This is a genomic window from Kitasatospora sp. NPDC032150, assembly GCF_055579945.1.
Genome location: NZ_JBVIMH010000018.1, coordinates 41,605 through 55,315 on the forward strand (window position 1 = coordinate 41,605; position 13,711 = coordinate 55,315).

Annotated in this window: 14 protein-coding genes; 12 read left to right on the forward strand and 2 right to left on the reverse strand. The window is 68.2% G+C overall.

All coding sequences use genetic code 11. The annotated features are described in order from the left end of the window. Positions 1-3: 3 nt before the first annotated feature. The gene (locus tag ACZ5ON_RS21585) at positions 4-1,386 is read right to left on the reverse strand and encodes a Tat pathway signal protein (protein ID WP_465594921.1); all 1,383 of its coding nucleotides are present in this window, start codon (positions 1,384-1,386) and stop codon (positions 4-6) included. Between the two features lie 321 nt (positions 1,387-1,707). Between ACZ5ON_RS21585 and ACZ5ON_RS21590 the strand changes: the two genes are divergently transcribed. Genes ACZ5ON_RS21590 through ACZ5ON_RS21600 form a run of 3 tightly spaced genes read left to right on the forward strand, consistent with a single transcriptional unit; the run spans position 1,708 to position 3,115 of the window. Next, the gene (locus tag ACZ5ON_RS21590) at positions 1,708-1,854 is read left to right on the forward strand and encodes a hypothetical protein (RefSeq protein WP_465594924.1); all 147 of its coding nucleotides are present in this window, start codon (positions 1,708-1,710) and stop codon (positions 1,852-1,854) included. Then, complete coding sequence (locus ACZ5ON_RS21595) at positions 1,851-2,054, forward strand: hypothetical protein (RefSeq protein ID WP_465594927.1); 204 nt, start codon at positions 1,851-1,853, stop codon at positions 2,052-2,054. Before ACZ5ON_RS21590 ends, ACZ5ON_RS21595 begins: the two co-directional genes overlap by 4 nt. Before the next feature lie 53 nt (positions 2,055-2,107). Continuing rightward, on the forward strand, positions 2,108-3,115 hold the full coding sequence (locus tag ACZ5ON_RS21600; protein ID WP_465594930.1) for an NAD-dependent epimerase/dehydratase family protein: 1,008 nt from the start codon (positions 2,108-2,110) through the stop codon (positions 3,113-3,115). Here the strand turns inward: ACZ5ON_RS21600 and ACZ5ON_RS21605 are convergent. After that, positions 3,112-3,942: a glycosyltransferase family 2 protein gene (locus tag ACZ5ON_RS21605; protein ID WP_465595250.1), complete on the reverse strand. Its 831-nt coding sequence runs from the start codon at positions 3,940-3,942 to the stop codon at positions 3,112-3,114. The genes ACZ5ON_RS21600 and ACZ5ON_RS21605 overlap by 4 nt on opposite strands. 61 nt (positions 3,943-4,003) lie before the next feature. Between ACZ5ON_RS21605 and ACZ5ON_RS21610 the strand changes: the two genes are divergently transcribed. The 9 genes from ACZ5ON_RS21610 to ACZ5ON_RS21650 all read left to right on the forward strand — a co-directional run bounded on the left by ACZ5ON_RS21610 (position 4,004) and on the right by ACZ5ON_RS21650 (position 13,455). Continuing rightward, complete coding sequence (locus ACZ5ON_RS21610; protein WP_465594933.1) at positions 4,004-4,765, forward strand: hypothetical protein; 762 nt, start codon at positions 4,004-4,006, stop codon at positions 4,763-4,765. 10 nt (positions 4,766-4,775) lie between these two features. Beyond that, positions 4,776-6,113, forward strand: coding sequence for a hypothetical protein (locus tag ACZ5ON_RS21615; protein WP_465594936.1), 1,338 nt, complete (start codon positions 4,776-4,778; stop codon positions 6,111-6,113). A 286-nt stretch (positions 6,114-6,399) separates the two neighbouring features. Further along, the gene (locus ACZ5ON_RS21620) at positions 6,400-7,275 is read left to right on the forward strand and encodes a hypothetical protein (protein WP_465594939.1); all 876 of its coding nucleotides are present in this window, start codon (positions 6,400-6,402) and stop codon (positions 7,273-7,275) included. 1,315 nt (positions 7,276-8,590) lie between these two features. Beyond that, positions 8,591-9,262, forward strand: coding sequence for a hypothetical protein (locus tag ACZ5ON_RS21625; RefSeq protein WP_465594942.1), 672 nt, complete (start codon positions 8,591-8,593; stop codon positions 9,260-9,262). Positions 9,263-9,294: 32 nt separating this feature from the next. Beyond that, a complete protein-coding gene (locus ACZ5ON_RS21630; RefSeq protein WP_465594945.1) occupies positions 9,295-9,828 on the forward strand; it encodes a SigE family RNA polymerase sigma factor in 534 nt (177 codons plus the stop codon). After that, positions 9,825-10,508 (forward strand): hypothetical protein, encoded by a 684-nt coding sequence (locus tag ACZ5ON_RS21635; RefSeq protein WP_465594948.1) that lies wholly within the window; start codon positions 9,825-9,827, stop codon positions 10,506-10,508. Before ACZ5ON_RS21630 ends, ACZ5ON_RS21635 begins: the two co-directional genes overlap by 4 nt. Before the next feature lie 482 nt (positions 10,509-10,990). Further along, positions 10,991-11,269: a type II toxin-antitoxin system Phd/YefM family antitoxin gene (locus tag ACZ5ON_RS21640; RefSeq protein ID WP_465594951.1), complete on the forward strand. Its 279-nt coding sequence runs from the start codon at positions 10,991-10,993 to the stop codon at positions 11,267-11,269. Then, positions 11,266-11,532 carry a Txe/YoeB family addiction module toxin gene (locus ACZ5ON_RS21645; RefSeq protein WP_465594954.1) on the forward strand — a complete coding sequence of 89 codons (267 nt, stop codon included), beginning with the start codon at positions 11,266-11,268 and terminating at the stop codon, positions 11,530-11,532. Before ACZ5ON_RS21640 ends, ACZ5ON_RS21645 begins: the two co-directional genes overlap by 4 nt. Positions 11,533-12,327: 795 nt before the next feature. Further along, entirely contained in the window at positions 12,328-13,455 is a 1,128-nt protein-coding gene (locus ACZ5ON_RS21650; protein ID WP_465594957.1) for an NADH:flavin oxidoreductase, read from the forward strand. Positions 13,456-13,711: the final 256 nt, after the last annotated feature.

Genomic DNA, 13,711 nt, shown 5'->3' on the forward strand with positions numbered 1-13,711 from the left:
TCATCAGGCTGTTTCGGACAGGTACGCGGCGGCGCGCGCGTCGATCTCGCTGACCGCCGCGGAACCGCGCCGCCGGTAGGGGGAGAGCAGGGTGCGCATGTCGGCGGCGGCCTGGCGGGTGCGGCCGGACCGTACGCCGTCCATGGCATCGAGCGCCTGAGACCAGGTGGCACAGGCTCGGTCGATGTTGTTCATCTGCGCATACACGGAACCGAGGTATCCCAGCGTCACGGCGTGGGTGCGGGTGAACTTCGTCGCCTTGCGGGTGCGGACGCTGTGGTGGAACTCGCCGACCGAGCCGTCGAGGTCTCCTATGTCGCGCAGGGCGCACGCGGTCTCGTGGGCCAGGCTGGCCTCGCCGAAGAAGAACACCCGGTCCGGCTCGGGGATGTCGTCGCTGGCGGCGGACAGGTCGTCCTCGGCGCGCAGCAGGGCTTTGGCGGCGGCGTTCTTACGGCCGACGGAAGCCAGGCTCCGGGCGTGGACTACGCCGAGGAGCGCCCGCTCCCGTGGGGAGGCGAGCGTGTATCTGTCGCCGTCGACGGACGCGGCGGCGAGGTCGAGAGCCTGCTGGTGGTGTCCGAGGTCGATGGCCTGGTGAGCCATCGCCCGCAGCACGTGAGCAGCCATCGGCGGATCGCCGGCCTCGGCCGCGAGCTTCACCGCCTCGGCGAAGTACCGCTGCGCTGTCGCGTGCTGGCCACCGTCGAACGCCATCCAGCCAGCCAGGTAGGCGAGTTCGCTGGCGGCGGAGAAGAGGTCACGGCGGACACGCTCGTCGGTGAACTTCCCTCGCAGGTAGGCAGTGACGTCGGTCGTCAGGTACTGCACCACAGACGTCCAGGCGTGGCCACCGCCTCGCCGCTGGTCCACTTGGGAGAACAAGGTGGTCATGTCGCGGACGGCTGCCAGGTCGCCAGGGCCGACTCGGCGGGTTGCCGCAGCGCTGCGCGCGCTGCCCCGCTCGGCCATGCGCTGCCACCAGTCTTCGCCGGGCAGCGAGAGCGCGGCCACCGAGTAGACCGCCACCCCCAGCGCCCGCCTGCGTTCCACGTCCACGTCGGCTCTCCCGAGTTCGGCCAGCGCGCTCAGCGTATCCGCGTCCCAGTCGGGTTTTTGGGGCGCTGGTGCGATCAGACCGATCTCCTCCAGCGTTACGACCCGTCCGCCGAGCGCGCGACCCAGCGCCTCGGCCAGGAAGGCACCGACGTTCCCCGCCGGCTGACCGCCGTTCTTCCAGTGCGTGATGCTCGACTTGTTGGTCTCCAAGGGCTCGCCATGCTCGGCTGCCACCCGCCTGACCAGGCGCGCGATCGCATCGCCGGAGAGCTTCGCCTCGTCGATGACCTTCCGCAGCCGCTCGTTCGGTTCCTTCGTCGGCGCCAAAGCGCACCTCCCTGACGGGCCGTTAAACCGCTTAAACCGCATAGCGTGCCCAACACCGTACTCCCAGTAGCGATTAGGCGGTTCACTAACTGCATGCCGTCCGCCAGGTGGGGCCGATTCGGCCCCTGAGGCCCTGCGGAGCGGCGGCCTGCGGCGGCTCCAGCTGTGCATCCGGCATTGAAGTCGCCCCGCCAACTCGTGACCTCGGAGAGGCTGATGACGACTGCCGACCGCACACCGCACCCGTGGAGCCACTGTGCGTCCGGTGCGAGAGCCCTGGCCCTGTGGAGTGACCAGGAACATCCGTTTGGGGAGCGTCGCGTGATCGGCGACGAGCTCCACATCCAGGCCGACGGGCGGACGGTCGTCGTCCCGAACCGGGACCGAGCCCGCCGACGCGCCCTGGTCCTGCGTCAGCTCGCTGCCGGTCGTCACCGCCGCAAGCGGCACCGGGAGTCGGCGGCGTGAGCACCGAGAACTCCTCGGACTTCAAGCTCCCCGAGGACCGCCACCAGGGCTTGTACATCCGTACGTTCAAGATCGCGAAGGACGGCACCCGGTACGACGACTCCGGCGTCATCACCGTGGAGTCGGAACCCGACGCCTACGCCTACCACCCCTCGGCCACCTGGCCCGCCTGCCGCTGCCCGCAGCACCGAGACGGCTGACGCGTACGTCCCTGCGGCACCACCCATCCCACGTGTGAGAGGAAGAACCTCCCTTGTCCCTCGAACAACTCTCAGGAAAGACCGTCCTGGTCACCGGTGCTGGCGGCCTCGTCGGCAGCCGCATCACGTCCCAGCTCCGCCGGCTCGGCGCCCGCCCCATCTCCGTGTGCAAGCTCGACGCCTACCCGCACGAGGTGTACCGCGAGCGGTTCGGCATCGACGCCTCCGACCCGGACTTCATCGTCGGCGACATCGCCGAGCCGGACCTGATGCGCAAGGTGATCTCCGGCTGCGACTACGTGATCCACGCCGCCGCCCTGGCCGACGTGGCGGCCTGCACGCGCCGGCCGCTGGACGCCATCGACACCAACATCACCGGCACCCAGCGGGTCCTGGACGCAGTCGCCACCTCGGACCGGGTGCGCAGGATGGTGTTCGTCTCCTCCGCCAGCGTCTACGGCAACGGCAGCTCGCAGTTCGTGGAGGGCGCGGCGGTCCAGCCGGTGTCGGTGTACGGCAACAGCAAGGCGTGGGGCGAGTACCAGACCGCCGCAGTGCTTGGCGGTGCCGGCATCTCGTACGCCGTGGTGCGGTACTTCTCGGTCTACGGCGAACCGCAGGTCGTGAAGGAGCGGAGCCACTCCTGGGTGGTCGCCTGGTTCGCCATGCGGGCCGCGCTCGGGCTGTCGCTGCACCTCAACGGCGGGGGTCACCAGATCCGCGACATGGTTCACGTCAACGACATCGCCATCGGCACGCTGCGGGCGCTGGTTGCGCCCCGCGCGCACAACGAGACCGTCAACATCGGTACTGGGAATGGTACTTCCATTCGGCAGATCGCCGAGCTCGTCCGCAGCCACTACCCGAATGTCCAGTTGGTCGAGACGCCCATGCCGCCGGGTGACCCCGAGGGCGGATACGCCTTCGTCGAGCGGATGGAGGAGCTGCTGGGCTGGCGGCCGAACATCACGGTGGCGGAAGGCGTCGCCCGTTACGTGGCCTGGTTGAAGGCCACGCCGGAAGCCATCCCCGATTGGATGCGCCAGGCGTCAGCTGCCTAGATGATCGGCGGACGCCCCAGCCGGGTCATGGTCCACACCGTGCGCCAGCGCATCGGCTTGCGCCGGCCGCAGGGTGTACGCCAGCCCTCGGCGAAGCCCGCGAACCACGCCTTCAGCCCGGCCACGTCCCGTGTTCGGGCCACGGTGAGGGCCATCCACACGCCGAGGTAGACCGGCACCAGCAGGGCGGGGAGGTGGCGGCGCGCCAGGTACACCCGGTTTCGGGCGTTCACCCGGTAGAAGAAGGAGTGCCGGGTCGGGCTGGTGCGCGGGTGCTGGAGCAGCAGCTCGGGAACGTAGAGCACCCGCCAGCCCGCGTCCAGCGCCCGCCAGGCCATGTCGGTCTCCTCGTGCGCGAAGAAGAAGGAGTCTGGCCAGTCGCCGACCTGCTCCAGCATCTTCGAGGACAGCGCGTGGCCGCCGCCGAGGAAGCTGGTCACCTCGCCGCCGCGCATCGGGTCACCGGCCCGCAGCCGGGGGACGTGGCGCCGCTGGGTGAGGCCGGTCTCGTCGGCGATCCGGAAGCTTACGATGCCCAGCTGGGGGTCGGCCTCGTAGAGGGCGGCGATCCGGGCGAGGACGTCGTCGGCGACCAGCAGGCCGTCGTCGTCCAGATCGATCACCACGTCCACGTCCCGCAGGTGCTCGAGGGCGACGTTGCGCCCGCCGGTCACCCCGAGATTGTCCGCGAGCTCCACACCCTCCACCCACGACGGCAGTTCCGGCAGCGCGCACCCGTTGCCGACCACCACGACCTTCGCGGCCTTGACCGTCTGCATCTCCACCGAGGCCAGCAGCTCGGCCAGCTCCTTCGGCCGCGTGCCCATGGTCAGCACCGCCACACCCAGCTTGACGCCCACCGAACCTCTTCCCCTCGAGGAACCAGAGATGACCTCACGACCGCCGAAGCCGGGTGCCGCGTCGCTCCGCGAACTCGCCGAGACCCGGAGCCTTCCCGCCCATCAGGTCATGGACCAGGACACACTCGCCTGGATCGCCAGAAACCGGCCCGAAGCCTCAGCCGCGCCGCCCACCCTGCCACATCCGCCGCTCATGCTGGTACCGGACGTCACCTGGTTCGCGCAGCCCCAGCTCATCGACTCCATCCACGGCATTCGACACAACGCCCGCGTCTCCCTCCTCGCCGGTCTGCTCGCCCAGGAGTACGGGCTCGACCGCGATCACACTGCTGCCCTGTGCGCCGCCGCAGCAGTCCACGACTGCCGGCGTCGCGACGACCGCGACGATCCCGGACACGGCCGACGGGCAGCACTTTGGTTCACCCGCAACCAGCACGCCGTGACCGCCATGCTCGGCCGAGAGCTCCCGCCCGACCTCTCCCACCAGGCAGCCGGCGCCATCGGCCTGCATGACGTCCCATACGCGGGCTTCACCCCGCAGCAGAACCTCGCCTACCAGCGCGCGCCCCACCTGATCGACCTGCTCAAGGCAGCCGACTGCCTGGACCGCTACCGGCTCCCCCTCTCCCGCTGGTGGCCCGACCCCTCCCACCTGCGCGTCGCCATCCCGACATGGCTCCACCCCGTCGCCTTCGACCTGGTCGTCCGAAGCGAACAGGCCCGACTCGACGGCGCAACCAACCACTGGGCACTCATCCACGCCAGCCAGATCCTGAACCCCCGGCATTAGGAGGCCATCCATGCACCACGAGTGGGACCACGCCCACACCGACCACACCAGCAGCGTCACCCGGCCCGGCCCCTCCGGCCTCGCCGAGAGCGAAGCCGACTGGCGCCACCACCTCGAACACGGGACGCCCAACGGCTGGCTCCTCAGCGGCAACGCCCTGATCAAAACGCTGACCTCCGGACGCCCCATCCACCTGATGCACACCACCGTCGCCCTGGACGCGATCCGCGCCAGCGGGCACCTTTACGCCTCCACCGGCTGCCTGGCCGCGGCCCTCTACTGCGCGCCCCTCACCCCTGAGCCCGCCGGCCTACGCCCCCACAACCTCGGCACGTACCTGCTGGAGACGAAGAAGCACACCCGCACCCTGGTCTTCGAGATCACCCCTGACGCTCCCGTGCCACCCAAGGGCATCGACTACCTCCGGTTGGGCGCCATCCACCTGCGCACCTACCTCACCCACCGCAGCTTCCTCACCCGGCCCGAAGACGCCCAGCTCCGCCAAGCAGTGCTGAACCGGATCCGTGCAGCGGCGCCCTTCCTCCGCACCCTCCTCGCCAACGCCGCCGGGAAGCCGACCCTGGAAGCCGAGTTCTTCGACCAGCTCGCCGCCACCGTGCCGACCTTCCCGTTCCTCGGTTACCTCTACTTCGAGGTGCTCTCCGAGTACCTGATGCTCCACTCCACGACCCCCGAGACCAAGGCGTACGGCCAGCTCGGAGAGATGAACAATCGCCTCTACAAGCAGCTGGCCTTCTCAGCGGTCCAGGGCATGGACCAGCTCTTCGACCTCTCCCGCTTCAACCCAGGCCACGAGCGCCTCCTCCAGCTCGTCGGGCAAATCGAGGCCGGTCTGACCTCCGGCGTAGCCCGCTTCACCAGGCGGCGCCTGTCACACCTGTTCGCCAGCGTGGCGCTGGCGCCCAGTCAGGACGCGGCGTCCTTCGCATTCCACGACGCGGACTTCGACACCCTCGCCGCGACCACGCCTCACCTACTGGGCCAACTCATCTTCCGCGAGACGCGCATCATCGACCGATACCCGCAGCTCTACCTCGCCTTCGAGCAGGCAAAGGCCCTTGAAGCGTGGGCCTACTGGAACACCGAAGGCATCCCGACGCCCTTCAACGGCACGATCCCGAAGGGTGAGATCGGCATCAACACTTCCTACCCGCGGGCTGGCTACACGGTATGGACGGCAGAGACCTGCGAACGTGGCCTGCTGCACCCAGTTGACCAGCTCGACCTAACCTTCCTTCCCCGCGTCGCCGAGTTGTCCATGACCGCCATGCGACGGGACCAGACAGGGAAGGCCGCCGGACACCTGCGGCAGGCCTCACCGCACTGATTCCAGCAACGTCTCGGGCTCGCCCGCCATTACGACGGCACGCTCTCGCTAATGTGTTCTATTTAGAGAAGTGGCTGCGTGTTGGCCGAGCCACCTTCAGCTGCAACCAAGGCGCGGACCTGCCTGCGGAACAACGACCTGCACCAAAGTCGTTCCGAGAAGCCTTAACCAGCCGTAGACTGCGGACGTTCGATGGTGGACCGGAGGGGGTTCCATGGCCGAAAGTCGCATTAGGACTGTCGCCTTCTACGAAGTGGTTCGAGCAAAGGACTCTCAGAATCCACGAATGGAACAGGTTGACTGGCCCTTGGCACTCGCACGCATCCAACCCAAGCCCGCAGCGCAACGGACTTACACCACCGAAGATGATCAATTCATCGGGGAAGTGGTGTCCGGCAATGGCAAAGAGCACCTTCTTATTGGACGCATCGGAAGCGGCGACCATCAGACTGTCGACCTGGACCACGGCCACATCGAAGACCTTCGACTCGAAGGGAATCGGGGCTTCATTGACACAACCACGGTATGCTTTCTAGATTTCGGAAATATCATCGGCATCATGCAAGCAGGCCAAGCCTCGCCTCGCGCCTCGGCCCTGCAGCGATGGATGAATAGCTGCGGCATGGTTGCCGAAGATATCGCCCTCTGGCCCGTAATTAGCCGCGGCGTCTGGGAGAAACTACAACAGGCCTCAGCGGTACACAGGTTCGAATTCAGCTTTAAGCCCATCCCCGGCCTGATGCCCCCAGAGGGGGTCGGGCTCGCAGGCTTCGCACGCCAGGGCCGCGAACGCTATCCCGACCACAAAATCAGCATGACCATTGAGCTGCCAAAGCGCGGTAGTGGCCTTGGCCCAGTTGCCAGAGCCCGTGGCGAAAGGCGGCTGCGCGAAGATGTCCAGGCGCTAATGTCCGAGCTTGGCTGGCTAACCGAGCCGAATGGTGTCGCTCGAGCGCGTGCGGTAGTGACCCTTCCTACGCCCTCAGGTGACCTAAAGGACGAGTCGCTGGACTTCCTAAAGCACCACATTACGGCCAAAAAGCGCGTTCAAGTACGCGCGGAGGACTCTCGACCTCGCCACGAGGCGGCAGTCGATGCGATCTTGGATGCAGCTCGAGAACACGCGGACGACCTGCGCGCTGCTGTCAGTGCCACCCTCTAAGGTGGTAGCCCTGGGTTCACGAGGGGAGACGGAGCCGTGGCACTTTTCAATCTAATGAGCCGAGTCCGGGACCGTTGGGCCGAGTTTCCACTAGCCGACTGGGCTTTAGCGGCAATTGCTATGGCTGGATACGCAGCCTACCGCACGGTCACCCACCACGAAGACTTGCTGACGGCGCTCCCCGCGGGCAACCGTAGCAACCTGTACATGACTGCGGCGTCAGTCTCGGCGCTAGTGGGGGGCTTTGGAACTGCGGCCATTAGCCAATACGCTACCGCTAATGGCAGGCGAATGCTGGAGATCAGGCGACGCTTCGGCTTGAGAATGCGAAAGAATTGGTCTGGAATTCTGAGGGCCATGCTTATCATCTCCGGCAGCTGCCTTTCAGCACTCGTGCTCGACATGCACGATAAGCCAGGCAAAATTGGCTACGTTATTGAATTTATTCTAGTTTTTGGAGTGCTTCGATCGCTCAGGCTAGTCTGGCTCTTCAACCTCTTGATCGACGTCTCGGATCAGGACGTAACGGAGCCCCAGCTATCTCCGCCAGTTCAAATTCCTGGCCCCTAGCCTCGCAAAGCAACGAAAAGACCGAGCCTGCGGGGAGAGCGGCTCACGGATCCTCCCTTGCACCATCTCCACACGCCCGCAGCCGGCGCCAACAGCCCCGCAGTTGCGACAGCCAGAGCGAGCGTCAGCGGCCGTCCCTGGTTGCAGTTCTGGTTGCATTCAGCCTCGTCCGGCGCCGTCCGAAGCCTGCCAAGCGCGCCGCTCCGCCGCAGGTCAGGACGCCTGCAACCATCTCCGAACGCCCGGGCGAACAGTTGGAAAGCGTGTTGGGGGCAACCCCTCACGAGTTCGAATCTCGTATCCTCCGCCTCTGCCCGCCAGGGCAGACGAAGGCCCCGACCGGTTGCCGGTCGGGGCCTTCGTCATGCTGTGGTCTCAGTTGGGATTTTGGGCCTCGCTGACCGCGCCCCGCCGGGCCCTGAGTCCTCGGCGGACTCGGCCCAGAGCAGGTCACTAGCCTTCCGAGCGCCGGTTCGCTCGATCCAGTCGCGGGCACGGCACTGGGCCGGAAGGTCGCCACGCAACCCAGGCGACGGGTCCTCCACCGCGTGGGGTGGAGGACCCGCCACGTCGTCGCCCTGCAGGCGCTCCCGGGACTCACACAGCGTCTTCGCCGGGGCCCGTCCGCGTTTCGCGCTCAGCGCGTCCGTCCTCGACGCATGCAACCCCTTCGGCGCAGCGGGAGTACTGACGGGTGGAGAGGCGCCACTCCTACCGTTCACCCCCTGCGCGATCGAGGAGAACCATGACCCCGCCACGGACCAAGAAGCTCATCGCAGCCGCCGCGGCGGCCGCCGCACTAGCCGGCCTCGCCCTGAGCACGTCCGCCAACGCCGACTCCGCCCCCGCAGCCCTCGCCGTTCCGCTCGCCACAGCGAAAGCCGCGGCGCAGGCGTCGCCCTCCACCGCCCCTGACGCCGCGCCCGCCGGCACGGACGTCCCCGCCGCCGGGTCGCCGGCCGCCGCCCCTCGGTCGCGGACCGTGGGCAGCGGTGTGCTGGACGGCTCCTCCTGGTCGGTCACGCTGACCTACTACCCGACCACCCCCGCGGACTACGCGCCCGGCGAGAAGACCACCGGACAACTGGTCTGCCTGCGCACCACCATCAACAACCAGCCCACCAGCCGCTACGGCGACTGCGCCGGCGTCAAGGGCCCCACCGACCCCAGCCCCCGCGGCATGTACGGCCAACACAACCTCCCCAACGGCGCCAGCCTCTTCATCGCCCAACCCGCCGCCGACGTCGCCACCGCCACCATGACCTTCACCAACGCCGCACCCACCACCGCCACCACCGCCACCATCCCCGGCACCGCCTTCACCGCCTACGCCATCCCCGTCCCCACCACCTCCCACCTCCACGCCCTCGACGAGTACGACACCCAGCACCACGCCGTCGGCCACCAGAACTTCTGACACCGGCACCGACCCGAAGGACGCCCATTCCCGTGCGCAGCGGCACAGAGCGAGCATGCGAGGACGCCGGCTTCAGCGAGTTCGTGGTGGCCCGGTGGGGGTCACTGGTGCAGACCGCCTACCTGCTCACCGGTGACTTCCACGAGGCCGAGGACCTGGTGCAGACCACCCTCGCGAAGGCGTATCCGCAGTGGCCGCGGATGCGCCCGGACACCGCCACGAGCTACCTGCGATGCGCACTGGTGAACAACAACCGCAGCCGGGTCCGGCGGCGAAGGGTCAGCCACCTGCTGACGCCCTTCCTGCCGGACAGACCGGCACCGGCGGCAACCCACCCCGGCGAGGGGCGCGACCTGCTGGTCGCGGCCCTCGCCGGGCTGCCCGAACGCCAGCGGGCCGTGGTGGTACTGCGCTACTGGGAGGATCTGAGCCTGGAGCAGGTCGCCGACGAACTCGGGTGCAGCGTCGGCACGGTGAAGAGCCAGGCATCCCGTGCGCTGGCCAAGCTGCGCTCCGACCCCGCCCTGCTCGACCACGCCGCCGACCTGTGGGGAGCGACCTCATGACCGATCAACTCCAGGACGCCCTGGCCCGTTCGGCCGGCCGGATCACCCCGTCACCCGCGCCTGTCACCGAGATCCTGCGGTCGGGCCGGGCGCTTCGCACGCGCCGGCGCCGGGCGCTGACTGGCGTCACGGCCTGCGCACTGGCCGGCGCCCTCGCGCTCTCCTGGGACCTGCAGGATCCGGTGGGAACACCGCAGCCCCCGGCCGCCGCCGCGGCGCCGGTCCCGGGCCAGCTGTCGCGGACCGTGGGCAGCGGTGTGCTGGACGGCTCCTCCTGGTCGGTCACGCTGACCTACTACCCGACCACCCCCGCGGACTACGCGCCCGGCGAGAAGACCACCGGACAACTGGTCTGCCTGCGCACCACCATCAACAACCAGCCCACCAGCCGCTACGGCGACTGCGCCGGCGTCAAGGGCCCCACCGACCCCAGCCCCCGCGGCATGTACGGCCAACACAACCTCCCCAACGGCGCCAGCCTCTTCATCGCCCAACCCGCCGCCGACGTCGCCACCGCCACCATGACCTTCACCAACGCCGCACCCACCACCGCCACCACCGCCACCATCCCCGGCACCGCCTTCACCGCCTACGCCATCCCCGTCCCCACCACCTCCCACCTCCACGCCCTCGACGAGTACGACACCCAGCACCACGCCGTCGGCCACCAGAACTTCTGACACCGAAGGCTCAGGGAGAAGATGAATGGACATGAATGCGAGATGGAAGGATGGAAGGCCATTCTGCGTCTCGCCCACCCTCCCTACCGTGGAGTCGGATCCGAAGAAGACCAGGGGAGTCATCAGCCGAGAGCGCTGCGCTGAGAGCATCTCGCCTTTAACCGTCGCTGGGATGTCCCGCCTGATGGCGAGCGCTGCAGGAACGACCATGGCCTGGTCCTTGGTCTCAGTTTCGGTCGCATTCATCGCCGTCCAGACAGGTTCAGCCGCTCTCCCAGTTACAGGAGACCCGCAGGTCAGGACTCGCCTGGACCTCGCCAAAACAACGCCGCGCAGAATTGGAAAGCGTGTCGGGGGCAACCCCTCACGAGTTCGAATCTCGTATCCTCCGCCTTGATCGAAGGCCCGGACCGCACCATGCGGTCCGGGCCTTCGTCGTTCGCCCCTGGCCCGCTCGATAGATGTACGTTATTCTGTACAGCATGAAGACGATGAGTGCTACCGAGCTCCGCGGCAATCTCGCCGCCGCGCTCGATGCCGTTGAGAGCGACGCCGAAGAGCTCGTCATCACACGCGCCGGCCACGAGCCGCTGGTTGTCGTCTCCCTGGCCGAGTACGCCTCGCTCCGCGAGACCGACTACCTGCTGCGCTCCCCGGCCAACGCCGACCACCTTCACCGCTCCCTGCGGGAGTACCGGGAGGGCCGTGCGGTGACCCGCGAACTGATCGACCCCGAAGACCTCACCGAGCAGGGCGCGTGAAGGTCCAGTTCACCGAGCGCGGCTGGAGCGACTACCTATCTTGGCAGGCTGACGATCGCCGCCTCCTCAAGCGCATCAATCTGCTGATCGACGACATCCGCCGGAACGGCAACGAGGGCATCGGCAAACCTGAACCCTTGCGGCACGAGCTCGCCGGGGCCTGGTCCCGCCGGATCGATCAGGAACACCGCCTGGTTTACATCCTTGACGAGCAGGTCGACACCCTGTGCGTCATCGCGTGCCGTTACCACTACGGCAAGTAGAGCCTGAGACCAGCAGAGAGACGCGGGTGGTCTCAATTCTGGTCTCATTCATGCCAGTCCGCCGGGGTTCAGTCAGCACTACGAGCGCTGCTCCGCCCCTGGTCAGGACAGGGCCGGACCCACTTGAACGACGCTGGGGAGAATTGGAAAGCGTGCTGGGGGCAACCCCTCACGAGTTCGAATCTCGTATCCTCCGCCTTCGCCCAGCTGGGCAGATGATGGCCCCGACCGCTCCTGCGGTCGGGGCCATCATCGTCCTGTGGTTCCAATTTTGGTCCCAGTTGCGATTTCCTGGCCCAACCCGCAGCGCTCTTCTCTGCGCGCGGCGGCCTCGGCACGGTTGATCTCCTCTCCGGCTCCGGGTGGCCGGCCGGAGCCGATGCAGGAAGGGACCCGCACCCCTCCGAGTGGTATTTCGTTCTTGAGCTCCCCGGCTGGCCGAACCGGCCACCCACCGCAAGCTCCCCCAGCTCGGCGTTCCGGTGGTTCACCCCCAGAACGACCCCCTGGGTCGGCCCCCGTCCGCACCCTTGGCCACCTGCCAGATGAGGCCGCCCACGCGCTCGGCAACGCCCTGGAGGATGCCTGCGGTCACACGCTGGTACCGGGCAGCCATCGCAGCGCCCGACCGCGGAAGCGACCACGGGAGCGCCGACCGCCCCCACTCCCGGGCATGTGTCCGGGATCACATGACGGCTCATCGGGCAGGTGAAATGTCATGGCCGCCGGAGTGGTTGGCATCTACACGCATTCAACGCGTGTGCACACACCGTCTGGTAGCTGCGAGGAACACCTATGACCGTCACCGCATCCTCCGCCTCCCGCGCGGCCGGGATCCTGTCCCGGCCCGTCGCACTGAACGGCCTGACCGTCCCCAACCGCATCGTGATGGCGCCGATGACGCGCATGTTCTCCCCGGGCGGCGTCCCCGGTGAGGACGTGCGGTCGTACTACGCCCGGCGCGCCGCCGCGGGTGTGGGCCTGATCGTCACCGAGGGGACCTACGTCGGCCATGAGTCGGCGGGGCAGAGTGACCGTGTGCCGCGGTTCCACGGTGAAGAGCAGTTGGCGGGATGGGCGAAGGTCGCCGAGGCCGTTCACGCGGCGGGCGGGACGATCGTGCCGCAGCTGTGGCACATCGGCATGGTGCGCAAGCAGGGTGAGCCGCCCTACGCCGACGCCCCCGCCGTCGGCCCCTCCGGCCTCCGTGTCGACGGCACCGAAGGGCATGGCAGGGCGATGACCCGGAGCGACCTGGACGACGTCATCGGTGCCTTCGCCGAGGCTGCCGCGGCCGCCGAACGCATCGGCTTCGACGGCGTCGAACTGCACGGCGCCCACGGCTACCTCATCGACCAGTTCCTGTGGGCGGGGACGAACCACCGTACCGACGCCTACGGCGGCGACCCGGTGGCCCGGACGAAGTTCGCGGCCGAGATCGTGGCCGCGGTCCGCGAGGCCGTTTCGCCCGGCTTCCCGGTGATCTTCCGCTACTCGCAGTGGAAGCAGGAGGCCTACGACGCGAGGCTCGCCGAGACCCCTCAGGAGCTGGAGGCGATCCTGGCCCCGCTCGCCGCGGCCGGCGTCGACGCCTTCCACGCCTCCACCCGCCGCTACTGGCTCCCGGAGTTCGAGGGTTCGGCCCTGAACCTGGCGGGCTGGACCAAGAAGCTCACCGGCAGGCCCACCATCACCGTCGGTTCGGTCGGCCTCGACGGCGACTTCATCGGCGGCTTCAGGGGCGAGGGCGCCCTGGTCCAGGGCATCGACGACCTCCTCGACCGCCTGGAGCGTGACGAGTTCGACCTGGTCGCCGTCGGCCGCGCCCTGCTCCAGGATCCGGAGTGGGCGGCGAAGGTCCTGGCGGACCGGTTCGAGGAGCTGAAGCCGTACGACGCGACGGCGTTGAAGACGCTGAGCTAGGCCCTGTCCGGCCCCGGAGACCGACGCGGGCCGCCGGCCGTACCACGGCGGACAGTTGTCGGCCGCGCCGTCCCGCCCGCCCGGCTACGCCGGGGGCTGCGGGCGGTGCGGGCCTCGGCGGCGAACCGGTGCAGCGACGCCTTCACGTAGGCGAGGTCGGTGACGAACAGGACGCGGGGCTGGACGGACGGCATCGCTCTCCCGGGGACCGGTTGCCGTCAACCTACCCGCCGTACCCGTTCCCGCGCGCGGGATT

What these genes read in the sequence shown, in the direction of transcription:
- ACZ5ON_RS21605 (WP_465595250.1), bottom strand. Translation starts at nt 3,942, where the DNA reads ATGGGCACGCGGCCGAAGGAGCTGGCCGAGCTGCTGGCCTCGGTGGAG.
- ACZ5ON_RS21610 (WP_465594933.1), top strand. Translation starts at nt 4,004, where the DNA reads ATGACCTCACGACCGCCGAAGCCGGGTGCCGCGTCGCTCCGCGAACTC.
- ACZ5ON_RS21615 (WP_465594936.1), top strand. Translation starts at nt 4,776, where the DNA reads ATGCACCACGAGTGGGACCACGCCCACACCGACCACACCAGCAGCGTC.
- ACZ5ON_RS21620 (WP_465594939.1), top strand. Translation starts at nt 6,400, where the DNA reads ATGGAACAGGTTGACTGGCCCTTGGCACTCGCACGCATCCAACCCAAG.
- ACZ5ON_RS21625 (WP_465594942.1), top strand. Translation starts at nt 8,591, where the DNA reads ATGACCCCGCCACGGACCAAGAAGCTCATCGCAGCCGCCGCGGCGGCC.
- ACZ5ON_RS21635 (WP_465594948.1), top strand. Translation starts at nt 9,825, where the DNA reads ATGACCGATCAACTCCAGGACGCCCTGGCCCGTTCGGCCGGCCGGATC.
- ACZ5ON_RS21640 (WP_465594951.1), top strand. Translation starts at nt 10,991, where the DNA reads ATGAAGACGATGAGTGCTACCGAGCTCCGCGGCAATCTCGCCGCCGCG.
- ACZ5ON_RS21650 (WP_465594957.1), top strand. Translation starts at nt 12,328, where the DNA reads ATGACCGTCACCGCATCCTCCGCCTCCCGCGCGGCCGGGATCCTGTCC.